Below are 23103 nucleotides of genomic sequence, written 5' to 3'. Positions count from 1 at the left end.
CGCAGGTATTCAGGAATGTGACTTTATGGCGAGCGTGGCGGTGCTGCGGGTGAACAGTTTTCCCGAACCGTCGCGCAGATCGGTGGTCATCACCACCAATCGCCTGCCGCGCCGGATGATCTCGGCGGAGAACTCGTACCCGTCGGCCGACGCACCCGGTGATCTCATCAGCTCGATGCCGAGGTCGGTCAGCGCGTAGTCGTCGGAGCCGTCCCCGAGCAGGGTGTCCCCGATGATGTCCGTGACCGCGGCGGCGGCGCTGAGAATGCTCCCGCCCTGTGCGGTGCCGAGTGAGTTGAGTGCCCATTCGGGCACCTGCCAGCGGATTCGGAACCGGTCGGGCGCAGAGCCGTCATCGACCCTGGCGAGTCCGAGGTGGGTGGTCAGCGGCTGCCCGGCATCGAATGCCGCGGGGTCGGTCCGGAAACCGGTGAGCATGTCCTCGGGGAGATTGGGGCGCACCGTCTGCGCCGAGCGGCAGCGTGCGCTCGCGATGAGTGCCCCGCCGGACTCCATGCGTGCGGTGGCCAGACCGGTGCCGGTGTGGTCGTCCACCGCGAGCGGCGACGATGATGCGGTCACCTCGTCCCCGATGACCGCCCACGGGACCATCGACACCGATATGTGCGAAACGACGTATTCATTCTCGGGGCGAAGCAGGTAGATGCCCGAGCCGGCGGCCACGTCGAGGAGGATACCGAGCGATGCGAGTCCCGCACGGCCGCGGCGATCGCGCTGCCATCCCTGCACCGACTGGACGAAGGCGACCTCGCCGGGTTCGGCCGCTTCGGTGAGCCGGACGCCGATCGTGTTCGCGGCCGGGTCCGTGGTGAATTTTGCCAGCAGTGTGCCGGGAAGCGTTCGCGGATCGGGGCGAGCGGTATCGCCTTCGCTTGTCGGAAAATTGCGCACAGAGTGACGGTAGCAACCGAAGGCCTGAGAGTTGCATCACAGTTTGAGTTTAATGTAGAATACATTTTGCAGGTTCGCCATCCTGGCATGGAAAGTGCGTCAACGGCTCCCGCATCGGCAGGACATGAGCTCGACGTCGTGATGTAGGAGATTGAAGAGCAGTGCAGACTTGGGCGCAGATCACCGAAGATTTCCACCGGAACTGGCCGATCTATGTGGCGATGCCGTTCGTGGCGGCGCTGATCGGCTGGGTCACCAAGATCGTGGCGATCAAGATGATGTTCCGGCCGTATACGTTCAAGGGCATCGGGCCGCTGGGCTGGCAGGGCATCATCCCCAAGCGTGCGCCGCAGATGGTGACGATTCTGTGTGAAACCCTCACGCCGCGCCTGGTTAACGCCAAGGAGATCGCCGAGCGAATCGACGCCGCGGAGCTTGCCGCGCTGATCGATCGCCCGCTGCGTGCCGAGGTCGCACGGATTACGCGTAAGGTCCTGGCGGAGTACCAGCCGACGCTCTGGGGCCTACTCCCGTCGGTCGCGCAGGACTTCCTGATCGAACGGGTGCAGCGGTCGGCACCTGATGCCGTCGTAGCGCTGGTCGACGGGGTCGTCGACCGAATCGATGACATCTTCGATCTGCAGACGATGGCGACCAAGGAGTTTCTGGACGATCCGACCACCCTGGAATCGATGTTCCGGGACGTCGGGCGGCGAGAGTTCGCATTCATCCGGCGCAGCGGGTTGGTCTTCGGATTCTTCATCGGATTGGTACAGGTCGCGGTGTGGGCGCTCACCCACAATCCCTGGGTCATGCCGTTGTTCGGCCTATTCACCGGCTGGTTCACCGACTGGGCCGCACTTCGCCTGATCTTCTACCCCCGGGAACCGAAGAAGTACCTCGGATTCATCAAGTGGCAGGGCTTGTTCCAGCAGCATCGTGTTCCGGTGGCCAGGGAGTACGGCTCACTCATCGCGACAAGGGTTCTCACACCCGACAGGCTCCTGCGTGGCATCTGCGGCGGCGAGGACACCTCCGGCGTGGTGAAGGTGGTGGCCGAGGTGCTCGAGGCCGAATTGCGGGAGGAGATCGGCGATCTGAATCGCTACGTCGACGTGGACCTGCGTGACCTGCCGCTGTTCCGCGAGTTGGACTTCGGCAAATTGCAGATCGCCGGTGTGTCGCCGGGCAAGGTGCTCGGCGGATTTCTGGATGTGCTGAGCGGACCGACCAAGGGAATTGCCAGCGTCGGCCTCGATCTGACTCAGGTGGAACCGATGTGCACCGCATTCGCCGAGGAGGCCGTGAGAGTCTTGCCCGATCTGATGCTCGGATCGGCGGAGCGATACCTGACCGACACGCTGGACATCGAAGGCACGATGTCGGAGAAGATGGCCGCGATGACTCCGGAGGAGTTCGAAGGAGTACTGCGGCCGGCCTTCCGCGCCGATGAGAAGACCTTGATCGCCGTGGGGGCGCTTCTCGGGTTCATGGTCGGTGAGCTTCAGGTCGTCCTGGTGGAGCACTTGACGCACTGACCGAGGTCTCGGTACGGCGTGTTCGGCCAGGTGACCAGCATATTTATCAGAAACTAGAAAAGTGTTGACGAAAGTTTACGCACCGTGTAGCGTATTACGCAGAGCATAGATTAGCTCGGAACCCGACCGGAACACCTCGCAAGAGGGAAGCCTCAAAGATAGGAGACCTCCCATGGGAGCTCGACGCAAGAACACCTTCACCACCTTCCTGAGCGACGTCATCGACGACAGCAAGGCGCTCGTCGACGACCTGATCGACCGGGCTCAGGAGTTCGAGGAGAAGGCTCGCGACGCCGCGACTTCGGCGCTGGGCGACGATGACGCCGATTCGCCCAGTGCTGACGAGGTCGCCACCCTGAAGCAGGCCCTCAGCGAACTGACCGCCAAGGTCGACCAGCTTGCCGCAGTCAAGGCCGGCGCGAAGTAGTCTTGCCCGCTACGGCAGGCTCAAAGGCCGCCGCACCTGGGAGGATCGTCCCCGACGTGACGAATCCCCTTGGTGCGGCGGCTTTGTCGTGCGCGCATGGTGCCGGTCGCCGTGGCGGCGACCGGCCGTGAGGATCAGACGGGCGTGAGGATCAGATCGGCGAGATCGAGCGACGCTTTCCGGGAACCCGATCGGCACGCCGCCTCCGGGCGCGCCGGAGGGCCTGGATCAGAGCCGCTCTGGTCTGGCCGGGGGTGATGATGTCGTCGATGCCGAAGCCCGATGCCGCACGTAGTGGGTTCACGTCCGCGCGCAGTCTGTCGATCACGGCCTCGCGGTGGGTGGCGGGATCCTCGGCCGCCTGGATCTGGCGCCGATAGGCGATGTCGACGGCGCTGTCGATGGGCATCGCGCAGATCTCGGCGGTCGGCCAGGCGACGACGAGATCGGCGTCGATGCTGCGGCCGCCGCCCATCGCGACATAAGCCGCGCCGTAGGCCTTGCGCATCACGATCACATAGCGCGGCACGGTGGCCAGGGCGAGTTCGTACATGAGGCGTCCGCTGCGGCGACCGAGTTGGGCGGACTCGGCGGCCGTGCCGATCAGGAAACCGGGCAGGTCGATCATGATCACCAGCGGCAGGCCGAACGCGTCGCACACGGCGATGAAATGCGCAGCCTTCTCGCAGGCGCCGCTGTCGAGGGAGCCACCCAGGTGAGCCGGCTGATTGGCCACCACGCCGACCGCCCTGCCGCCGAGCCGGGCGAAACAGGTGACGATATTGGGTGCCGCGGCACCCCGGACCTCGAACAGGGAGTCCGCATCCGAGATCGCTTCGATGACGTCGCGCACGTCGTAGGCGCGCCGCGGGGAGTCCGGGATCAGTGCGTCGGCGTCGAACCCCGACTCGAGGCCGCTGCCGATGGGGATATCCTCGTCGGCCGATGACGGCAGGTAGCTGAGGTAGGCGCGTACCGCGTCGAGTGCCTCGTGTTCGTCGTCGGCGGCGAGGTCGGCGATGCCGTTGCAGGCCTGGACATCGGCTCCGCCGATCTGCTCGTTGGTGAGGTCTTCGCCGGTGCCGGCCTTGACGAACGGTGCCGCCGACATCCCCATCGTCGAGGTACCACGGACCATCACCACGAAGTCGCAGAGGGCGGCGAGATTGGTCGCCAGGCCGAACCCCGGGCCCATCATCACCGTGACGGTCGGCACCAGCCCGGACAGATCGACCAGGCGGGTGAGCATCGTCGATCCGATTGCCGCGAGCCGGGAATCGAGTCCCTCCTGGATGCGGTGGCCGCCGCCGTCGCAGAGCAGCACCAGCGGTATCCGGTCGTCGAGCGATGCCTGGATGCAGCGACCGATCTTGCGCATGCCGACATCGCCGTTGCTGCCGCCCAGAACGGTGAAGTCGAAGGCTGCGATCGTCACCGGTCTGCCGTCGATGAATCCGGTCCCGGTCACGACGCCGTCGCCGTAGAGATGTGAGTTCGGGGCAACCTGATGTCCGGCGATGAGGTCGGGTGTGGCCAGCGCGCCGAACTCGGCGAAGTCGTCGCCGCACAGCAGGGCGATCCGTTCCCGCGCGGTCAGTTTGCCCCGGCTGTGCTGGGCGGCGAGCGCGTCGGGGCGCGCCTGGTCGCCGGTGGCGGCGTAGGCGGCGGCGATCTGTTCGGAACTCGTTGGCACGGGCGCGGTCTCCTGACTGTGGAACGCGGCCGTCGGTTGCGACGATCGCCGGCCGGCCGGGCTGGTCGTTGTGTCAGAGTTTAACTTAATCTACATTCGAATCTATACAGTTTCATCGACGGGCCATGACGACGTGGCCGGAGTGAGGAGTGCAATCGTGGCTGGTGTGGATCAGCGGGTGGTCATCGTGACCGGGGCCGGTGGCGGTCTGGGACGCGAATACGCGAAGTTGCTGGCATCGCGGGGCGCGCGCGTGGTGGTCAACGACCTCGGTGGGGCCAGGGACGGTTCGGGATCGGGTTCGGCCGCCGCCGACGGTGTGGTTGCCGAGATCATCGAGGCGGGCGGGCAGGCCGTGGCCAACTACGACTCCGTCGCCACCGCAGAGGGCGCGGCATCGATCGTGAGCACCGCGCTGGACGCCTTCGGAGCGGTCCACGGTGTGGTGAGCAACGCCGGCATCCTGCGCGACACCACCTTCGCGAAGATGACCGACGAGCAGTGGGACGCGGTGCTCCAGGTGCACCTGTACGGCGGCTATCACATCACCCGGGCACTGTGGCCGCACTTTCGTGAGCAGCAGTTCGGGCGGATCGTCGTGGCGACGTCGACGACCGGCCTGTACGGCAACTTCGGGCAGGCCAACTACGGCGCTGCCAAACTCGGCCTGGTCGGGCTCATCAACACCCTGGCCATCGAGGGCGCGAAACACGACATCAGGGCCAATGCGGTCGCGCCGATCGCGGCCACCCGCATGACCGAGGATGTGGCACCCGAGGAATTGCTGGCCAAGTTGCCGCCTGCGTTCGTCGCCCCCGTCGTGACGCAATTGCTGACCGAGGAGCTGACCGACACCGGTTCGGTGTTCGTCGTCGGCGGTGGTCAGGTGCAGCGGGTGCAGCAATTCGCCAATGCCGGAGTCACATTCGCCGAACCGCCCGCCCCGGAGGTGGTGGCCGAACGCTGGGCCGAGATCACCGACATGACCGGCGCGGTGGCCGGCGTCAATCCGGTCGGCTGAAGCAAGCGCCAAAAGGGGCCGGGACGGCAATGCCGTCCCGGCCCCTTTTGCGACCGGCGTCGCCACATTGTCCGGTATTCGTCAACGGGCGATATCGCGCCCGATGATCTCCTTCATCACCTCGGTGGTTCCGCCGTAAATGGTCTGGATACGGGTGTCGATATACGCCTTGCCGACGGCGTATTCACGCATATATCCGTAACCACCGTGCAGTTGCAGACAACGGTCGATGACCCGTTTCTGTAGCTCGCTGATGTACCACTTGCCCTTGGCGGCGTCGACGGGGGAGAGATTGCCCGCGTTGTAGGCGAGCACACTTGCGTCGACATATGCTGTCGCGATGTCGATTTCGGTGGACATCTCGGCCAGTTCGAACCGGGTGTGCTGCAGATCGATGATCGGTTTGCCGTAGGCCTTGCGGTCCTTGCAGTACTCCACGGTCAGTTCGTAGATGGCGCGCGTGGTCGCCATCGCCTTGGCGGACACCCCGAGCCGTTCGCGTGGCAGATGACCCATCAGATACTGCAGTCCGCGGCCTTCCTCGCCGAGCAGATTCGCCGCGGGAATCCGGGCGTCATCGAAGAACAGTTCCGCGGTGTCCTGCGCGGGTAGTCCGATCTTGTCGAGCTGACGGCCGCGCACGAACCCGGGGGTGTCACGTTCCACCACGAACAGGCTCAGGCCACGCGAACCGGCATCGGGGTCGGTACAGGCCGCGACCACCACCAGATCGGCCATGATGCCGCTGGAGATGAATGTCTTCTGCCCGTTCAGAATCCAGTGGTCGCCGTCGCGGCGCGCACTGGTGCGGATACCACGCAGGTCGCTGCCGGTGCCCGGTTCGGTCATCGCCAGTGCGCCGATGGTCTCGCCCGCGGCGAATCCCGGCAGCCAGCGCTGCTTCTGATCGTCGTTCGGGAGATCGAGGAGATAGTGCAGGACCAGGTCGTCCTGCAGACTGATCGTCAGCCCGAACGACAACGCGTTGATCCGTGCGATCTCCTCGCACACCACCATTCGGTACCGGTAGTCGGATTCGCCCGAACCGCCGTACTGCTCGGGAACCTGTAGCGCGTAGATACCGGTCTTGGCGGCCCGGGCGAATACCTCGCGGTCGATCCACTTCTCGTCGTCCCACTTGTCCTTGTGGGGTTCGACCTCCCGCGCCAGGAACTCGCGAACTGTCTCCCGGTAGGCCTCATGGTCGGCCTCGTACAGTGAACGCTCCATGGGGTCACAGCCTTTCGATGATGGTGACGTTCGCCTGACCGCCGCCCTCGCACATGGTCTGCAGTCCGTACCGGCCGCCGGTGCGCTCGAGTTCGTGCAGCATCGAGGTCATCAGCCGGGCGCCGGTGCAGCCGATGGGATGGCCCAGGGCGATAGCGCCGCCGTTCGGATTGACCTTCGCCGGGTCCGCGCCGATCTCGGCGATCCAGGCGAGTGCAACCGGTGCGAATGCCTCGTTGATCTCGACGGTGTCGATATCCTCGATCGACAGTCCGGCGCGCTTGAGCGCGTGCTGGGTCGCGGGAATCGGTGCCGACAGCATCATGACGGGATCGGCACCGCGGGCGGAGATGTGGTGCACGCGCGCACGGGGAGTGAATCCGTAGCGCTCGACGGCGGCCTCGGAGACGACCAGCAGCGCGGCCGCGCCGTCGGAGATCTGGCTGGCCACACCAGCGGTCAGCACACCGTCGGGGATCAGCGTCTTCAGGCCGGCGAGCCTTTCGGCTGAGGTGTCGCGGCGCGGCCCTTCGTCGGTGGTGATGCCCTCGAACTCGGTGATCTCCTTTTCGAAGTATCCGTTGTCGATCGCATGCAGTGCGCGCCGGTGGCTTTCGAGGGCGAAGCGCTCGTTGTCCTCGCGCGAGAGGCCCCACTGGTCGGCGATCATCTCGGCACCGCGGAACTGCGAGATCTCCTGGTCGCCGTAGCGTTCGAACCAGCCTTTGCAGCCGGTCCAGGGGTCGGCCGAACCGAACGGCTCACCGGCGCCGAACGCCGACAGGATCGGATACTGACTCATCTTCTGCACGCCACCGGCCACGATGATGTCGGAGGTGCCGCTCATCACGGCCTGCGCGGCGAACGACACCGCCTGCTGTGCCGATCCGCACTGCCGGTCGATGGTCACGCCCGGCACGCTTTCGGGCAGTCCCGCCGCCAGAGCGGACGTGCGGGCGATGTCTCCGGCCTGTGAACCGATGTTGTCCAGGCAGCCGAGGATGACGTCGTCGATGTCGGCAGGGTCGAAGTCGTGCCTGCCGGTGACGGTCTTGATGACGTGCGCGGCCATGTCGGCCGGATGCGAATCGGCGAAGCCACCTCCGCGCCTGCCGACGGCCGTACGTGCCGCGTCGACGATATATGCCTCAGGCATTGATCCTCCTTATGGATGATGTCCAGTTGAATTTAACATAGACTCAAAACTAGTGGTATGGGTTTCGCTGTGGGGCCCGGCGTGGGTCAGGCGCTCAGGGCAGCGGTGATGACAGCGATCGAGGTGGCCGCGAGTTCGTCGAACGGTCTGTCGGGTGTCCACCATTCGACGGCCCAGTTCAGTGCGCCGATCACGAGCATCCGGGCGACGGACAGATCGAGATCGTCACGGATGTCGCCCGACTCGCGACCACGTTGCAGAAGCGCGCGCCACACGTCGTGGTACGCGTCGTTCTCTGCCTGGATCCGTTCCTGTGCGACGGCGGGTCCGTGGCCGGCGTTGCGGCTCACCGCCCGGGCGAAATCGGCCATCTCCAATTGGACGTCCAGGTGTGCGGTCACCGCGGCGGCCAGTTGCTTGTGCCACGGTCCGCCGGTTGCGTGGATGGCCGCCTGCACCCGCTGCCGGAGCCGCTGCTGGCCCACGCAGAGCGTCGCGGCCACGAGCTCGTCGCGTGAGGCGAAGTGGTAGTAGATGGCCGGACTGCGGACGCCGGCCAGGGCTGCGATGTCTCGCAGACGGGTCTGCCCGTACCCCTTCGAGGCGAGAATCGTCGCCGTGCAGCGAAGGAGCCGGTCCCTGGTGTCGAGGCCGCTACCCATGTTGCCGGCGCGATGCGAATCGGCGGTCATGGCATCGTATAGCCTCCGCTGACCGAGATCAGCTGTCCAGTCACCTGCCGGGCAGCGATATCCGAACTGAGCCACAGGGTCGCGTTGGCGATGTCGTCGGCGAGTGTCAGCCGTTGCAACGGAGTGTCTTTGAGAAGGTAGCCGATCTGGTTGTCGTTGAAGACGGCGTCGGTGCCGCCCGCCCACAGGCTCTTCTCCCCGACGGCCTCCGGTCCGTCGGGGATCACCAGACCGGGGCAGACGACATTGGAGCGGATGCCGTGCCGGCCGTGTTCGCGGGCGACGGTGCGCGCCAGTGCGACCTGGGCGGCTTTGGTCGCACCGTAGACGCCTTGGCGGATCTGGCCGAAAGCGGCCTCGCTGGCCACGGTCACGATCGAGCCGCCGGCCGTATCGTCGGCGCGCATCGCGGCGATCGCCGCCTGGGTGGCCTCGATCGTCGCGAACAGGTTGATGTCGACCAGCTTGTGCCAGCGGTCCCGATCGTGATCGCGTGCGACGAACTCGCCGATACTCCAGCCCGCGTTGTTGACCAGGACGTCCACGCCGCCCCAGGCCCGGACGGCCTCGGCGATGACGTGCTCGCCCGCACCGGGTTCGGTCAGATCGGCGACGACGACCAGAACCTGGGCCGCGCCCTTCTCGAGCGCCTCGCGTTCGACGCGGCGGGCCTGCTGCTCATCGATGTCGCAGAGCAGGATGCGCGAGTGCTCGGCGGCGTAGCCGTGGACGATGCCGCGACCGATGTTGGAAGCGCCGCCGGTGATGACAACCCTCGCGTTGTCCAATCCCAGATCCATATTCCACCAATTCGCCTTCATTGACTTGATCAGTGACTTAATCTAGCTTCAATTTTGTAATGCGTCCAGTACCGGTGGTGATAGGCGCACGGCCCGGCGGCGGTCGGCTCGGGAGCGGCGATCGCCGCCACGAACGATCGGCCACCGCGTGTGGCTGCGCTGAATATATTGTGCGGAAGGTGATTTGATGGGTGAACTACTGGCGGACAAGAGGGCGGTGGTGACCGGTGCGGCCCAGGGTATCGGGTTGGCCATCGCCACCGAGCTGGCCGCGCACGGAGCCAAGGTCGCCCTCATCGACCTCGACGCGCGGCGCGCCGCCGAAGCGGCCGCACAGCTCGGACCGGACGCGATCGGCATCGGCGCCGACGTGACCTCCGAAGACGATATGCGCGCCGCCGCGAGCGCCGTCGTGCAGGCGTGGGGCGGACTCGATATCTGGGTCAACAACGCCGGGGTCACCCGGGACGCGTCGCTGCGCAATATGACACTTGCCGACTTCCAACTCGTCATCGACGTGCACCTGCGGGGCAGCTGGCTCGGTGTCCGGGAGGCCGCGGCGATCATGCGCGGCAAGGGCGGCAGCATCATCAATCTGTCGTCGATGTCGGGAAAGATCGGCAATCCGGGGCAGACCAACTACAGCGCGGCCAAAGCCGGGATCGTGGGCCTGACCAAGGCGGCCGCCAAGGAACTGGCCCACCACGGCGTGCGGGTGAACGCCGTCGCGCCGGGCCTCATCAAGACCCCGATGACCGCGGCCATGAGCGCGGAGGCATTCGCCGCGACCGAGGCCACCATCCCGATGCGCCGCGCCGGCGAGCCGCGTGAGGTCGCCGGCGTGGTCACCTTCCTGGCATCGGATCTGGCCAGTTATGTCACCGGAACCGTGACCGAGGTCAGCGGCGGGCGGGGAATGTGAGTACCGACGTCACCGGAGACCGGAACCGGGTTGTCGAGGTGGTGGTCGCCGACGCGATCGCCACCGTCACGCTCAATCGCCCGGAACAGATGAACGCGATCACCGTAGAACTCGGCGAACAATTGCGGGCCGCCATCGCCGACTCGTCGGCACGTTCGGACGTCAACGTCGTCGTGGTTCGCGGATCGGGTGGAAACTTCTGTGCCGGAGGTGATTTCGCGGAAGTTGAACGCTTGCGTGCCGTCGGTGCGGACGGGCTGCGGGAGCTGTTCGTCAACTTCTCACGTGCTTGCGCGGCGGTCGCCGACAGTCCGGTGCCGGTGGTCGCGGTGGTCGAGGGCGTCGCGATGGCGGGCGGGTTCGAATTCATGCAGGCCGCCGACATCGTTCTCGTTCGTGACGACGCGAGGATCGCCGACAATCACATCCGCTTCGGGCAGCTCCCCGGTGGCGGAAGCACCCAGCGGCTGCCCCGGATCGTCGGCCGCCAGCGTGCGCTGGGACTGCTGCTGTCGGGGGTCCGGCTCTCCGGCGCCGAAGCAGTCGAACAGGGCCTCGCCTACGCATCCTGGCCGGCCGAGACCTTCGAGGACGAGACCACCGCCTTCATCCGGACACTGGCCGGCCGCAAGCGGGATGCCGTCATCGGCATCAAACGACTTGTCCAACACGCGATGACCACAGATCTCGACACCGGACTGGCCGCCGAACTCGACGCCGTGGTGGCCCATATCGGCGGCGACGCCGGGGCCGATGGCGTGAGTGCGTTCGGGTCGCGCGCGACTGCCGGCAACCGGTGATCCAACCCCACAATCACTTGAAGAATCAGGAGCAGCCCATGAGTGAGGCCTCGGAAGCAGGTGCGGACGGCGCACCTCCCGTTTTGCTCGATATCGCCGACGGTATCGGCTGGATACGTCTGAATCGCCCGGCCGCGGCCAACGGTCTCGACGTCGAGTTGCTGCGCGCGCTCAACGACGCCGTACTCACCTGTCACGGAGATCCGTCGGTGCGGGTCGTCGTGCTGACCGGCGAGGGCAAGATCTTCTGCGCCGGCGGCGACGTGAAGACCTTCGCCTCGAAAGGCGAGCAGCTCCCGGACTATCTGCGGGAGGCCACCGCGTGGCTGCAGATCGCCACGGCCTCGCTGCTGCGGCTCAAGGCGCCGGTGGTCACCGGCATCCATGGCTTCGCCGCCGGCGGCGGCGGCCTGGGGCTGGTGTGCGCCTCCGACATCGTGGTGGCCGCTCGCTCGACCAAGCTCTTCTCGGGTGCGGTGCGCGTCGGTATGGCACCGGATGGCGGCACCACCGTCACGCTGACCCAGCTGGTCGGATTGCGTAAGGCGCTGGAGATCCTGCTGACCAATCCGACGCTGACGGCCCAGGACGCCAAGGACATCGGCCTGGTCACCGAGGTCGTCGACGACGACGCGCTGACCGATCGGGTGTCCGAACTGGCGCGGCAACTGGCTGCCATGGCACCGCTCGCGGTCGCCGCGACCAAACGGCTCGTCTGGGACGGTATCGGGTCGTCGGTGGAAGCGCGGCTGGGTGAGGAGGCGCGCGTCGTGTCCGCGCTGTCGGGCACGGCCGATTCGCTCGAAGGGCTGGCCGCAGTCATCGAAAAGCGCGCACCGAAGTTCGTAGGATCATGACCGCCGCGACGGTGCACACCGAACGCCGCGGCGCGGTCGAACTGGTGACGCTCAACCGGCCCGAACGGCGAAACGCCATCGACCTGCGACTGCGTGTCGAGCTCGCCGAGATCCTCGAAGCGGCCGCGGCCGACGATGCGATCCGGTCGATCGTCATCACCGGTGCGGGCAAGATGTTCTGCTCGGGTGGAGACATCTCGACGATGAAGCGGGTGACACCAGAGGAAGCCCGCCCACGCACCGAGGCCGCCCAGCGGGTGATTCGCGCCATCTGGGGGACACCGAAACCGGTGATCGCGGCGGTGGAGGGCGCCGCCTACGGTGCCGGGGTGTCGCTGGCCCTGGCCTGTGACCGGGTCATCATCGGCGACACGGTGCGGATGTCGATGGCCTTCACCGGGGTGGGGCTGGCCGGTGACATGGGCATCTTCGCCAGCCTGCCCGCCCGCGTCGGTCCGGCCCGCGCCAAACAGCTCCTGCTGCTTCCCCGGGTCGTCGCGGCCGCCGAAGCACTGCAGCTGGGTATGGCCGACGAGGTGGTGCCCGACGGAGAAGTCCTGGCCAAGGCGCTCGATGACGCGGCAATCCTCGCCGGCGGACCTCTGCGCGCCTACGGGGCGATCAAGGCGATGCTCGCCGAGCCTGTCGGTACGGTTCCGGAAATCCTGGATCGCGAGCTGGCTCAACAGATTCAGCTGTTCGCCAGTGATGATTTCGCCGAAGGTGTCGCCGCATTCGCCGAACGCCGTCAACCCCGGTTCGGGCAACAGCCGAGCTGACCACTGGCACCGGTGCCCCGCCCGATGGTTCGTGGCCGACGCCTTCCCCGCCACGCCGACCGGCAAGGTCCGCAAGTTCGCGGTGCGCGATCAGATCAGCTCGGCTCACCTGCGCGAGCTCACCCCGCGATAGTCTCGAATATGCGTTAGAAATAGTGTTTAATACAGATTAAGCATCGGTACGGTAAGCATCGGTACGGATCGATCATTAGAAGGGAGTGGTCATGACCTCTGTCGTCGGCCCCGGCGCCGGACTTGAGCATCCGCAGCGCGAAGCGAAGAGCATCGTGAGCAATCTGATCAGGCCGGACCAGGTCCATGGTTCGCTGTACACCGACCCGCAGATCTTCGCTGAGGAACTGCGCAAGATCTGGTTCACAACCTGGGTATTCGTCGGGCACGAGAGCGAGGTGCCGCAGCCGTTCGACTACGTCCGCAAGAAGCTGGCCACCCAGGACGTGGTGATGACCCGGGACAAGAGCGGCGAGGTGCACCTGCTGATCAACCGGTGCGCGCACCGCGGGCTGCAGGTGTGCGATGCGGACAAGGGCAACTCACGCGCGTTCCGGTGCCCCTATCACGGCTGGACGTTCCGCAACGACGGCAAGCTGATCGGGTATCCCTTCGCCAAGGGGTACGGCGGGTCCAAGGAACTGGACCTGAGCATGGGCCGCGTTCCGCGGGTCGCCTCGTACCGGGGATTCGTCTTCGGGTCGATGGCTCATGACGGACCCTCGCTGGAGGAGCACCTCGGCGCGGCGGCCGGCGAGATCGACCGGCTCGCCGGGCTCTCGCCCACCGAGAGCATCACCCTCGACGTCGGGTGGCTCGGCCACCGCACCCGGTCGAACTGGAAATTCCTGGCCGAGAACGAGACCGACGGCTACCACCCGCAGTTCGTGCACGGTTCGATCTTCACTGTCACCGGGAGCACCATCGGCCCGCTGTACGGCGATTCCTCCACGGCGGTGACCCGGGAGCTCGGTGGCGGCCACAGCGAGAACGATCTGCGGCCCGAATTCCGCAAGTTCGACGAACCGATGCGCTGGTTCGCCACCACCCCCGAACGGGTCCCCAAGTACGCCGCGGCGATGCAGGCGGCCTACGGCGACGATGCCCGGCGGCGCATGATCGAAGGTGCACCGCACGTGATGATCTTCCCTAATCTCTTCATCGCCGAGATCCAGGTGTTCAACATCCAGCCGGTGGCGGTCGGTGAATGCGTGTCGTACGCGACCGCGGTCCAGCTCGACGGCGCCGAAGAACTCAATCGCCGGTTCATCCAGCAGTCGATCGGTTCTGTCGGACCGGCCGGCATGTTGCTGGCCGACGACACCGAAATGTACGAGCGCAACCAGGTCGGGGTGAGCATGCTCGACCCCGAGTGGCTCGACGTACGACGCGGCCTGATCCGGGAAGACATCGACGACAACGGTTTCCGTATCGGCGGCGCCACCGACGAGACCGGTATGCGCGGCTTCTGGAAGCATTACCGCACTTTGATGGAGGCCTGAGATGACGGCATCGACATCGACCCCGAACGCGGCCGATCAACTCGGCCCGGTGCCATCGGGGTGGACCTACGACGAGGTCTGCCAGTTCCTGTACAAGGAGGCCCGGTTCGCGGACGAGAACGACTACGACAACTGGGAAGAGCTCTGGACCGACGACGCGCTGTACTGGGTACCGGCCGGCGGAGCCGACATCGACCCGATGCGCACGGTCTCGGTGATCTATGACAACCGCAACCGCATCCGCACCCGCCTCAAGCAGGTCAGGACGGGTCGCCGCTACGCACAGGCACCTCCGTCGGACCTGCGGCGCCTGATCAGCAACATCGAATTGCTCGGCGGCCGCGAGAATGACTGTGGCACAGTCGATATCGAGGTCGGCGCCAACTTCCTGGCCTTCGAGTCGAAGGCGCGGGGCAATCAGCTCTGGGGCGGCAGGACAACCTACCGGCTCCGCAAGATCGACGGCGAGATCAAACTGGCCTACAAGAAGGTCGTTCTGGTCGACAACGACAAGCCGCTGCCCACACTGGCCTTCCTCATCTGATGCGGAGTTGAGATGTCGATCGAGATGGGTGACCGTGGCCCCTTTGACATTCCGGACATCGGACCGGTGGTGGGCAGCGAATTCGCCGAGGTGACCGTGGATGTTGACAATGAGGGCAATTCGCCGCGCCTACGGCTCAAGGACCTGCGCACCGGACGCGTGCGCTACCTCGACGCGCTCGAGCTCGAAACCCTCATCTGGCTGCCCGAGGGACACCTGACCCAGTTGCTCGATCCTTCCGCCGACAGGTGGAAGGAAGGCCCGTCGGGGCAACGCTGACAGTCGGCCGGTAACCGAAACTGCTTGTGTAAGAGGAGAAAATCTGTGAGACGAGTGGCGATAGTGGAACCGGTGCGTTCCGCTGTCGGAGCCTTCGGCAAGACACTGCGACCGTTGCCGGCCGTGGATCTGGCCGCGAAGGTCCTGACCGCGCTGATCGATCGGACCGCGATCGATCCGGCGGTCATCGAGGAAGTGGTGTTCGCCCAGTCCTACGCCAACTCCGAGGCGCCGTGCATCGGCCGGTGGGCGGCGCTGGAGGCGGGCCTGCCGATCGAGGTTCCCGGATCGCAGACCGACCGGCGCTGCGGCGGTGGTCTACAGGCGGTGGCGACCGCGGCCATGATGGTGCAGACCGGTGTCGCCGACGTCGTCGTCGCCGGTGGTGTCGAATCGATGAGCAACATCGAGCACTACACCACAACGGCGCGGTGGGGCTCACGGTCGGGTAATCAACTGCTCTATGACCGCCTCGACCGGGGACGCGAACGTTCCCAGCCGGAATGGCGTTTCGGCAAGATCAGCGGAATGATCGAGACCGCCGAGAATCTGGCCGAGAAATACGGTATCGGGAGGGAAGAGGCGGACAGTTTCGCCGCCCGCAGTCAGCAGAATGCCGCGGCGGCAACCGAATCCGGAAAGTTCGCCGACGAGATCGTTCCCGTGGAGGTTCCGGTGCGCCGCGGCGATCCGGTCGTTCTCGACCGCGACGAGGGAATCCGCCCGGAGACCACCGAGCAGACGCTGGCCACACTGCGTCCCATCATGCCCGGCGGAACCGTGACCGCGGGCAATTCCGCGCAGCAGAACGATGCCGCCGCCGCATGTCTGGTGGTGGCCGAGGACCAGCTCGACCGGCTCGGGCTGACACCGCTGGCCTGGTTCGAGGGGTGGGCAGCGGTGGGCTGCGAGCCCGCGACGATGGGCATCGGCCCGGTCGGCGCGGTGAACAAACTGTTCGGCCGCACCGGCGTCGGATTCGACGACCTGGCGCTGATCGAGATCAACGAGGCATTCGCGGTGCAGGTGCTCGCGGTGCTACGCGAATGGGGTCTGCCCTCCGGCGAGGTGGCCGACCGGCTCAATGTCAACGGCTCCGGGATCTCCCTCGGGCATCCCATCGGCGCCACCGGCGGCCGGATCCTGGCGACGATGCTGCGTGAACTCGACCGCCGCGGAGGCGGACTCGCACTGGAGACGATGTGTATCGGCGGCGGCCAGGGTATCGCCGCCCTCTTCCGGGGGGCGTCGGCATGACCAATTCGGTTCTCGCGTACGCCACCTACCTGCCGTTCTGGCGGGTTGATCCGGCAAGCAGGGGCAAGGCCGGGCGTATCGTCGCCTCGTTCGACGAGGACGCGATCACGATGTCGGTGGCCGCCGCACGATCGACCGGCTGCCCTGATTCGGCGGAATCGCTTGTGCTCGTGACAAGTTCACCTTCCTACCTGGACAAGACCAACGCGACGACGGTGCATGCGGCGCTCGGCCTGGACCGCCGGGTGCCCGCATCCGACGCGATCGGGACGGCCCGGTCGACGCTCGCGGCAGTCCGGGCGGCCGTAGCCGGTCGGGGTTCCCTGATCGTCGCGGCCGACGTACGCACCGGCCGCCCGGGATCGGCGGACGAACGCACGGGGTGCGACGCCGCCGCTGCTGTGCTCATCGGCACGCCGACACCGCAGCGTCCCGCGATCGCCGATGTGCTGGCGACGGTGTCGTTGACCGAGGAGTTCCTCGACAGATGGCGCCTGCCCACCGAAGTGTCGGCGTCGAGTTGGGAGGAGCGGTTCGGGTACGAGCAGTACGCCCCACTCATCCGGGAGGCGGCCACCGCCGCACTCGACGACGCGGGCGTGGCGCAGGCCGATCACGTGGTGCTGACCAGCCCCAACAGCGCCGTCGCCAAACGCGCGTCGACCCTGGTCAAGGGCGTCCACTCCACGGGTGGATCGCCGGTGGGGTTCGCCGGCGCGGCCGACCCGCTGCTGGGTCTGGCAGCAGTACTCGACCTGGCCGGTCCCGATGAGACGATCCTGCTGATCTCGGCGGCAGACGGCGTCGACGCGCTGGTGTTGCGTACCACCGGGGCACTGGGGTCCCGGCGCCAGCCCGATCCGGTGGCCGCGGCAGCTGCGGCCGACGGGCGAGTGGTGGCCTATCCCACCTACCTGTCGTGGCGCGGACTGCTGGACATGGAACCGCCGCGCCGCCCCGAACCGGACCGCCCCGCCGGGCCACCGTCGGCCCGGGCCGCCTCCTGGAAGTTCGGTCTGAACGGAAGCCGCTGCACCGCATGTGGATTCGTGCACCTTCCGCCCATGCGGGTATGCCGGGCATGCGGCGCGGTCGATCAGAGTGAACCGGTATCGGTTCGCGACAGCGGCGGCCGGATCGCCACGTTCACCGTCGACCGGCTCGCGTATTCGCCGTCGCCGCCGGTCGTGGACGTCGTCGTCGATTTCGACGGCGGTGGTCGGGCCACTTTCGAGGTCGCCGACGCCGTTCCCGACACGCTGGGCGTCGGTGGCGAGGTCACGATGGTGTTCCGCCGGCTGTTCACGGCCGGGGGCGTGCACAACTACTTCTGGAAAGCACGTCAAGTACCGGCGGTCGCCCGCGCGTCCGGTGAGGAGAACTGATGGGCAGCAAGGGAATCGCCGACAAGGTCGCCATCGTCGCGATGGGTTGCACCCGATTCGGGGAACTCTGGGATCAATCCCAGGAAGACATGATCATCACCGCCGTCGACGAAGCACTCGGCCAGGCCCGGCTCGCGCGCGACGACATCGATGCCTTCTGGCTGGGTACCCTCGCCTCAGCGCAGTCCGGACTGGTCCTGTCGCGGGCGCTGGGCACCGACTACAAGCCGGTCACCCGCGTGGAGAACTACTGCGCCACCGGATCGGAATCCTTCCGCAACGCCTGCTACGCCGTCGCCTGCGGCGCCTACGACAGGGTGATGGCGGTCGGTGTGGAAAAGCTCAAGGATTCGGGCTTCTCCGGTCTGCTGCGCGGTGATCCGCCCGGAGACGGGACCGCGCCGGAACTGTCGGTCACCGCGCCCGCCGCGTTCTCACTGCTCGATCCGGCCTACTGCGCCAAATACGGCGTGGACGCCGGACAGATGCGGGAGGCGATGACCCACGTCGCTTGGAAGAACCACGTCAACGGTGCCCGCAACCCCAAGGCACAGTTCCGTTCCGAGGTCTCCAAACAGAAGATCGACTCCGCGCCGAAGGTGGCCGGACGACTTGGCGTGTTCGACTGCTCAGGCGTGTCCGACGGCGCCGCATGCGCGCTCATCGTGCGTGCCGAGGACGCCTACGAGTACACCGACCGGCCCATCTTCGTCAAAGCGCTTGCGCTGGCGGCGGGTCCGGCGCGGGGATCGGTCGATCCCGGCTACGACTTCACCACCTTCCCGGAGGTGGTGCGATCGGCGCAGGACGCGTACGCGCAGGCCGGGATCACCGACCCGCAACAGGAGATCTCGCTGGCCGAGGTGCACGACTGCTTCACACCCACCGAACTCGTCCTCATGGAGGATCTGGGATTCTGTGACCGCGGGCAGGCGTGGAAGGAGTCGCTGTCGGGCGCATTCGACGCAGACGGGCGGCTACCGGTCAACGTCGACGGCGGACTGAAATCATTCGGTCATCCGGTCGGTGCCAGCGGCCTGCGGATGCTGTATGAGGCATGGCTGCAACTGCGCGGCGAGGCGGGCCCCCGGCAACTCGACGAGCCACGAATCGCATTGACCCACAACCTTGGTGGCAGGCCCGGAGCCTGTGTGTCGTTCGTGGCGCTGGTGGGTTCCGAACTCTCGGGTGGCCGCTGATGGCCGGGGATGTGGCGCCACAACAGGTTTCGGTGGCGCAGACGCTGTACACCGCGCTGGCCGGCGGTGACGCAGATCGGGTCCGCGACCTGCTCGACACGGAGTTCGTCGGCCGGACCGCACCCGGACTGCCCCTCGGGCTCGGCGGCACCTATCACGGTCCCGACGACATGATCGGCAACTTCTGGTGGCGGCTGGGCCGTACCTTCCGGGCCCGCGCGGAACCGGAGAGCTTCGATCTCCTGCCGGACAACAGATTGCAGGTGTGCGGCACCTATCGCGGAATCTGTCGCCCGACCGGACGCGAACTGAACGCGGAGTTCATTCACATCCTGACGTTCGCCGAATCCGGAAAGATCACCCGGCTACGGCAATTGACCGACACCGCGATCTGGTGCGACGCGTTCGACGGCGGCGAGGTCACCACCTTCCCCGGGTACTCGATGCCGACGATCACCGAACTCGAGACGATCGAGTATTCGGTGGAACACGGTGTGGCCCAGGTGATCATCAATCGTCCCGAACATCGCAACGCGATCAACCTCCGGATGGCGGAGGAGACCCTGGCTGTGGCGCGTGCGATCGAGGCCGATCCACGAGTGCGTGCCGTGCTGATCGCGGGCAATGGCCAGGCGCTGTCGGTGGGTGGCGACATCGACTACTTCACGTCGGCGCTGCCCGGTACCATCGGTGCCCTCACCTCGAAGATGACCGAGCCGTTCCACGAGTGTTTCCGCATCCTCGATCGCCTCGACGTGCCCATCGTGACGGCCGCGCACGGATCGGTGGCCGGTGGCGGTTTGGGATTCGTCTACGCGGCCGACATCACGGTGGCCGCCGCGGGCACTGTCTTCTGTACCGCGTTCAGTGCCATCGGCCTGTCCGGCGACGGCGGTGGCACGTGGTCGTTGCCGCGGCTGATCGGCCCGGTCCGCGCACGGCGCATGTACCTCGAGAATCTTCGGGTCGATGCGGAGCTGGCCGAACAGTGGGGGCTGGTCGCCGAGGTCGTCGACGCCGACACGGTGCGCGAGTACGCATTGTCGAAGGCGCGGAAACTGGCGGCCGGTCCGACTCGCGGCTTTGCGCTGCAACGAAAACTGCTGCGCGAGAGTGTGAGTAACACCTTGTCCGAGCAATTGCGAGCTGAAACCGACGGTTTGGCGGTGTCCGGGAAGACCCGCGACGCGCAGCAGGCGATCGAGGCATTCATCAGCAAGAAGCCACCGACTTTTGAAGGCAGGTAACCGCACGTGGCCGGTTTGATACACGATAACGACGAGCACCGGGCGATCCGGGAGAGCACCCGCGCCATCGCGAAGAAGTATGGGGCGCAGTACTTTCTGGAACGCGGTCGCTCGGGTGGCGATATCGCCGAGCTGTGGCGCGATCTCGGTGATGCGGGCCTGCTCGGTGTGCACCTCCCCGAAGAATACGGTGGCGGCGGCGGAGGTATGGCCGAGGCCGTCGTCATCGTGGAAGAGCTTGCGGCCGAAGGTATGCCGCTGCTGATCTGGGTCATCTCCCCGGCGATCTGTGGGTCGATCATCGCCGCGCACGGCAGTGACGCGATGAAACGGGAATGGCTGCCGTCGCTGGCCGACGGCACCCGCAAGATGGCGTTCGGGCTGACCGAGCCCGACGCCGGTTCCAACAGCCACAACGTGAAGACCACCGCACGTCGCGATGGTGACGGATGGGTGATTTCCGGCCAGAAGTACTACATCTCGGCGATCGATCAGGCCGATGCGGTGCTGCTCATCGCCCGCGACGGCGATCTGTCGACCGAAGAGAAGAAGAAGCTGTCCATCTTCGTGGTTCCCACCGACAGTCCGGGCCTGACGATCCAGCAGATTCCCACCTCGATCGTCTCGCCAGACAAGCAGTTCACGGTGTTCCTCGACGAGGTGCGTGTCGGACCCGAGGCCCTGGTGGGGGAGACCGGTAACGGTCTGCGTCAGGTGTTCAGCGGCCTCAACCCGGAACGGATTCTGGTCGGCGCGCTGTGCGGGGGTATCGGACGGTACGCGGTGGCCAAGGCCACCGACTATGCGCGCAATCGCAAGGTCTGGTCCACGCCCATCGGCCAGCACCAGGGTGTGTCGCATCCGCTCGCCGAATGCCACATCAATGTCGAGGTCGCCCGGTTGGCGACCCGATTGTCGGCGGAACTGTCCGACAGCGACTCGGCGGGCGTGGGGGAGGCGGCCAATATCGCGAAGTACGCCGCGTCCGAGGCCGCGCTGAAAGCACTCGATCAGGCGATTCAGGTGCACGGCGGCAATGGGCTGTCGCATGAATACGGACTGTCCGAGCTGTGGTTCGTCACCCGGCTGATGCGGACCGCGCCGGTCAGTCGCGAGATGGTCCTCAACTTCGTCGCGCAGACCTCGCTGGGTCTGCCGCGTTCCTACTGAATCTGCTTCGCGCAGGAGACACGAAAGACATGGAAGGACAAGAACAATGACTGTAGAGGAATCATCCGCGACGGCCGGCGACGACTACGACGTGGTCGTCATCGGCGCCGGGGCCGGTGGCCTGTTCACCGCGGCCCGACTCGCGCACCAGGGATATCGCACTCTCGTGGTCGAACGCCTGGACAAGGTGGGCGGGCGTGCCTCGACCACCGAGGTCGACGGCTTCAAGGTCAATGACGGCGCGATCGTCATTGAGGTCGGCGGAATCACCGAACAGACCTTCGCAGAGGTCGGCGCCAAGTTCGACATCCGCGAACCGCAACCACCCATCCTGTATCGGGTCGCAGGCAAGGACGTCGACGTCACCCGCGGCGGGTGGGGCCTGCTGCTGGGCAAACTGACCCGCCAGGGCGCCAAGCTCGCCAAGGGAATCGGCGCGGCCCGAAGCGATTCGGGACTTCCGGAGGACGAACTGTCCACCGCCGATTGGGTGCGCAAATACACCAAGAATGACGGTGTGCACGGCATCTTCCGCAATATGTGCGCGTCTGTGTTCGCCGTCAGTTCCGAGGAACTGCCCGCGCGAGTCTTCCTCACCTATTTCACCCGCAAGAGCGCGTTCAAGCGGTTCGGTTTTCATCCCGAGGGAACGATCGGTGTGTGGAAAGCGTTGGCGGAGGCATTCATCGGACATGGCGGTGTGCTCGAGCTGTCCACCGAGGTGACCAGTATCAACGTCGACGACGGAGCGGTCATTGGAGTGACGCTGAGCCGTGACGGCCAGGAGCGGACGGTCACCGCCCCGATCGTCGTCAGTGACGTCGGCCCGTTCGCGACCATCGGACTCGCCGGCGAGGACGCGTTCGACGACGACTATGTGAAGCTGGTCAATCAGCGCAACCGTCCGTGTGCGATGCTCACGATCAATTTCGCGAGCCAGGAGCCGTTGATCGAAGCCCCCGGCATGCTCAGCTTCTCCAGCAGCCGCCGCCTGGCGTACATCGCCAATTTCACCGACTCCTGCCCCGAGATGGCGCCGGCAGGCTGGCACCTGTATGTGGGGACCTCGGTGCCTGAACCGGCAATCGGCGATTTCGACGAGGCCGCCGAAATCGAGCTGCTGCGTGCCGATCTGCGCGACACGATCCCCGGATTCGACGAGAAGGCACGAATCCTGAGCACCGTCATCACCCGGGACGGATGGCCGCCGCAGCGTGCCGTCGCCGGATTCGACCTCCCGCACACCACTGACATCAAGGGTTTGTGGAATGTCGGTGACGCTGTGAAGGAATACGCCAACGGCGGCACCACGGCGTGCGCCGAAACCGCCCAGCTCGTCGTCGGCGAAATCATCGCGGAGTTCCCCCGGGAGTCGTGATGACACTCACCGCACCGCGACAAGGCGTTCAGATTCCCGGACCGGGACCCGATGCCGATCGCATTCGTCTGGACTACCGGCTCATCCGCATCGCGTTGCTTATGGTCGGCTGCTACGCCTTCTTCGGACTGCTCGGATTCGCGATCTTCGCCGGCTTCTGGCCGCCACCGGGACCGGATCTGACCTAGATCCGCGAGTAGCGGTGGCGTATCGGATCTGACTGCGAATTTGCGTGTTGCACAGTGTGTTTAGCAGTGTTTGGCATGCCGATGTTCCCGAGGTCCGTTCGGGTGGGCGGGGTTT

The 23103-nt window shown here is 66.1% G+C and carries 23 protein-coding genes; 17 read left to right on the top strand and 6 right to left on the bottom strand.

Going from position 1 to position 23103, the window contains the following annotated elements:
• Positions 1–9: 9 nt before the first annotated feature.
• Positions 10–912 (bottom strand): PaaI family thioesterase, encoded by a 903-nt coding sequence (locus tag KDB67_RS18595; RefSeq protein ID WP_291018983.1) that lies wholly within the window; start codon positions 910–912, stop codon positions 10–12.
• A gap of 161 nt (positions 913–1073) precedes the next feature.
• Between KDB67_RS18595 and KDB67_RS18590 the strand changes: the two genes are divergently transcribed.
• Complete coding sequence (locus KDB67_RS18590) at positions 1074–2450, top strand: DUF445 family protein (protein WP_291018980.1); 1377 nt, start codon at positions 1074–1076, stop codon at positions 2448–2450.
• Positions 2451–2622: 172 nt separating this feature from the next.
• Positions 2623–2877, top strand: coding sequence for a hypothetical protein (locus KDB67_RS18585; protein WP_291018977.1), 255 nt, complete (start codon positions 2623–2625; stop codon positions 2875–2877).
• Positions 2878–3028: 151 nt separating this feature from the next.
• On the opposite strand, the gene KDB67_RS18580 is transcribed toward KDB67_RS18585, so the two are convergent.
• Positions 3029–4570: a carboxyl transferase domain-containing protein gene (locus KDB67_RS18580; RefSeq protein WP_291018975.1), complete on the bottom strand. Its 1542-nt coding sequence runs from the start codon at positions 4568–4570 to the stop codon at positions 3029–3031.
• Positions 4571–4727: 157 nt separating this feature from the next.
• On the opposite strand from KDB67_RS18580, the gene KDB67_RS18575 reads away from it, so the two are divergent.
• Positions 4728–5591, top strand: coding sequence for an SDR family oxidoreductase (locus KDB67_RS18575; RefSeq protein ID WP_291018973.1), 864 nt, complete (start codon positions 4728–4730; stop codon positions 5589–5591).
• Between the two features lie 81 nt (positions 5592–5672).
• Here the strand turns inward: KDB67_RS18575 and KDB67_RS18570 are convergent, their stop codons facing one another.
• The 4 genes from KDB67_RS18570 to KDB67_RS18555 all read right to left on the bottom strand — a co-directional run bounded on the left by KDB67_RS18570 (position 5673) and on the right by KDB67_RS18555 (position 9469).
• On the bottom strand, positions 5673–6821 hold the full coding sequence (locus KDB67_RS18570; protein ID WP_291018971.1) for an acyl-CoA dehydrogenase family protein: 1149 nt from the start codon (positions 6819–6821) through the stop codon (positions 5673–5675).
• A 4-nt stretch (positions 6822–6825) separates the two neighbouring features.
• Positions 6826–7977 (bottom strand): acetyl-CoA C-acetyltransferase, encoded by a 1152-nt coding sequence (locus KDB67_RS18565; protein WP_291018969.1) that lies wholly within the window; start codon positions 7975–7977, stop codon positions 6826–6828.
• A gap of 86 nt (positions 7978–8063) precedes the next feature.
• A complete protein-coding gene (locus tag KDB67_RS18560; protein ID WP_291018967.1) occupies positions 8064–8669 on the bottom strand; it encodes a TetR/AcrR family transcriptional regulator in 606 nt (201 codons plus the stop codon).
• Positions 8666–9469, bottom strand: a complete 804-nt coding sequence (locus KDB67_RS18555; RefSeq protein WP_291018964.1) for an SDR family oxidoreductase — start codon at positions 9467–9469, stop codon at positions 8666–8668. The genes KDB67_RS18560 and KDB67_RS18555 overlap by 4 nt, the downstream gene beginning before the upstream one ends.
• A gap of 184 nt (positions 9470–9653) precedes the next feature.
• Here KDB67_RS18555 and fabG point away from each other — a divergent pair, with 184 nt between their 5' ends.
• The 14 genes from fabG (at position 9654) to KDB67_RS18485 (ending at position 22988) form a co-directional block, all read left to right on the top strand.
• Positions 9654–10391, top strand: a complete 738-nt coding sequence (gene fabG, locus KDB67_RS18550) for a 3-oxoacyl-ACP reductase FabG (protein ID WP_291018961.1) — start codon at positions 9654–9656, stop codon at positions 10389–10391.
• Complete coding sequence (locus tag KDB67_RS18545; RefSeq protein ID WP_291018959.1) at positions 10388–11191, top strand: enoyl-CoA hydratase/isomerase family protein; 804 nt, start codon at positions 10388–10390, stop codon at positions 11189–11191. Before fabG ends, KDB67_RS18545 begins: the two co-directional genes overlap by 4 nt.
• Positions 11192–11229: 38 nt before the next feature.
• On the top strand, positions 11230–12048 hold the full coding sequence (locus KDB67_RS18540; protein WP_291018957.1) for an enoyl-CoA hydratase/isomerase family protein: 819 nt from the start codon (positions 11230–11232) through the stop codon (positions 12046–12048).
• Positions 12045–12827, top strand: coding sequence for an enoyl-CoA hydratase-related protein (locus tag KDB67_RS18535; RefSeq protein WP_291018955.1), 783 nt, complete (start codon positions 12045–12047; stop codon positions 12825–12827). The genes KDB67_RS18540 and KDB67_RS18535 overlap by 4 nt, the downstream gene beginning before the upstream one ends.
• Before the next feature lie 296 nt (positions 12828–13123).
• Positions 13124–14341 carry an aromatic ring-hydroxylating dioxygenase subunit alpha gene (locus KDB67_RS18530; RefSeq protein WP_291019024.1) on the top strand — a complete coding sequence of 406 codons (1218 nt, stop codon included), beginning with the start codon at positions 13124–13126 and terminating at the stop codon, positions 14339–14341.
• Between the two features lies 1 nt (position 14342).
• A complete protein-coding gene (locus KDB67_RS18525) occupies positions 14343–14885 on the top strand; it encodes an aromatic-ring-hydroxylating dioxygenase subunit beta (RefSeq protein WP_291018953.1) in 543 nt (180 codons plus the stop codon).
• 24 nt (positions 14886–14909) lie between these two features.
• Positions 14910–15164 carry a hypothetical protein gene (locus KDB67_RS18520; protein ID WP_324384858.1) on the top strand — a complete coding sequence of 85 codons (255 nt, stop codon included), beginning with the start codon at positions 14910–14912 and terminating at the stop codon, positions 15162–15164.
• A gap of 45 nt (positions 15165–15209) precedes the next feature.
• Complete coding sequence (locus KDB67_RS18515) at positions 15210–16421, top strand: acetyl-CoA C-acetyltransferase (RefSeq protein ID WP_291018948.1); 1212 nt, start codon at positions 15210–15212, stop codon at positions 16419–16421.
• Positions 16418–17806 carry an OB-fold domain-containing protein gene (locus KDB67_RS18510; RefSeq protein ID WP_291018944.1) on the top strand — a complete coding sequence of 463 codons (1389 nt, stop codon included), beginning with the start codon at positions 16418–16420 and terminating at the stop codon, positions 17804–17806. Before KDB67_RS18515 ends, KDB67_RS18510 begins: the two co-directional genes overlap by 4 nt.
• Positions 17806–19005: an acetyl-CoA acetyltransferase gene (locus tag KDB67_RS18505; protein WP_291018942.1), complete on the top strand. Its 1200-nt coding sequence runs from the start codon at positions 17806–17808 to the stop codon at positions 19003–19005. The genes KDB67_RS18510 and KDB67_RS18505 overlap by 1 nt, the downstream gene beginning before the upstream one ends.
• Entirely contained in the window at positions 19005–20252 is a 1248-nt protein-coding gene (locus tag KDB67_RS18500; protein WP_291018939.1) for an enoyl-CoA hydratase-related protein, read from the top strand. Before KDB67_RS18505 ends, KDB67_RS18500 begins: the two co-directional genes overlap by 1 nt.
• A 6-nt stretch (positions 20253–20258) precedes the next feature.
• Entirely contained in the window at positions 20259–21422 is a 1164-nt protein-coding gene (locus tag KDB67_RS18495; protein ID WP_291018936.1) for an acyl-CoA dehydrogenase family protein, read from the top strand.
• Positions 21423–21468: 46 nt separating this feature from the next.
• On the top strand, positions 21469–22800 hold the full coding sequence (locus tag KDB67_RS18490; protein ID WP_291018933.1) for an NAD(P)/FAD-dependent oxidoreductase: 1332 nt from the start codon (positions 21469–21471) through the stop codon (positions 22798–22800).
• Positions 22800–22988: a hypothetical protein gene (locus KDB67_RS18485; protein WP_291018930.1), complete on the top strand. Its 189-nt coding sequence runs from the start codon at positions 22800–22802 to the stop codon at positions 22986–22988. The genes KDB67_RS18490 and KDB67_RS18485 overlap by 1 nt, the downstream gene beginning before the upstream one ends.
• The last annotated feature ends 115 nt before the right edge of the window (positions 22989–23103 follow it).

Source organism: Gordonia sp. (in: high G+C Gram-positive bacteria), from assembly GCF_020438995.1.
GTDB lineage: Bacteria > Actinomycetota > Actinomycetes > Mycobacteriales > Mycobacteriaceae > Gordonia.
The sequence above is the reverse complement of the archived record's forward strand: the minus strand, read 5'-3'. Positions and strand labels throughout refer to the sequence as shown.

Excerpts from the sequence above, each read along its gene's own strand:
- KDB67_RS18585 (WP_291018977.1), top strand. The coding sequence starts at position 2,623 with ATGGGAGCTCGACGCAAGAACACCTTCACCACCTTCCTGAGCGACGTC.
- KDB67_RS18570 (WP_291018971.1), bottom strand. The coding sequence starts at position 6,821 with ATGGAGCGTTCACTGTACGAGGCCGACCATGAGGCCTACCGGGAGACA.
- KDB67_RS18565 (WP_291018969.1), bottom strand. The coding sequence starts at position 7,977 with ATGCCTGAGGCATATATCGTCGACGCGGCACGTACGGCCGTCGGCAGG.
- KDB67_RS18560 (WP_291018967.1), bottom strand. The coding sequence starts at position 8,669 with ATGACCGCCGATTCGCATCGCGCCGGCAACATGGGTAGCGGCCTCGAC.
- KDB67_RS18555 (WP_291018964.1), bottom strand. The coding sequence starts at position 9,469 with ATGGATCTGGGATTGGACAACGCGAGGGTTGTCATCACCGGCGGCGCT.
- KDB67_RS18540 (WP_291018957.1), top strand. The coding sequence starts at position 11,230 with ATGAGTGAGGCCTCGGAAGCAGGTGCGGACGGCGCACCTCCCGTTTTG.
- KDB67_RS18535 (WP_291018955.1), top strand. The coding sequence starts at position 12,045 with ATGACCGCCGCGACGGTGCACACCGAACGCCGCGGCGCGGTCGAACTG.
- KDB67_RS18525 (WP_291018953.1), top strand. The coding sequence starts at position 14,343 with ATGACGGCATCGACATCGACCCCGAACGCGGCCGATCAACTCGGCCCG.
- KDB67_RS18520 (WP_324384858.1), top strand. The coding sequence starts at position 14,910 with ATGGGTGACCGTGGCCCCTTTGACATTCCGGACATCGGACCGGTGGTG.
- KDB67_RS18510 (WP_291018944.1), top strand. The coding sequence starts at position 16,418 with ATGACCAATTCGGTTCTCGCGTACGCCACCTACCTGCCGTTCTGGCGG.
- KDB67_RS18505 (WP_291018942.1), top strand. The coding sequence starts at position 17,806 with ATGGGCAGCAAGGGAATCGCCGACAAGGTCGCCATCGTCGCGATGGGT.
- KDB67_RS18500 (WP_291018939.1), top strand. The coding sequence starts at position 19,005 with ATGGCCGGGGATGTGGCGCCACAACAGGTTTCGGTGGCGCAGACGCTG.
- KDB67_RS18490 (WP_291018933.1), top strand. The coding sequence starts at position 21,469 with ATGACTGTAGAGGAATCATCCGCGACGGCCGGCGACGACTACGACGTG.
- KDB67_RS18485 (WP_291018930.1), top strand. The coding sequence starts at position 22,800 with ATGACACTCACCGCACCGCGACAAGGCGTTCAGATTCCCGGACCGGGA.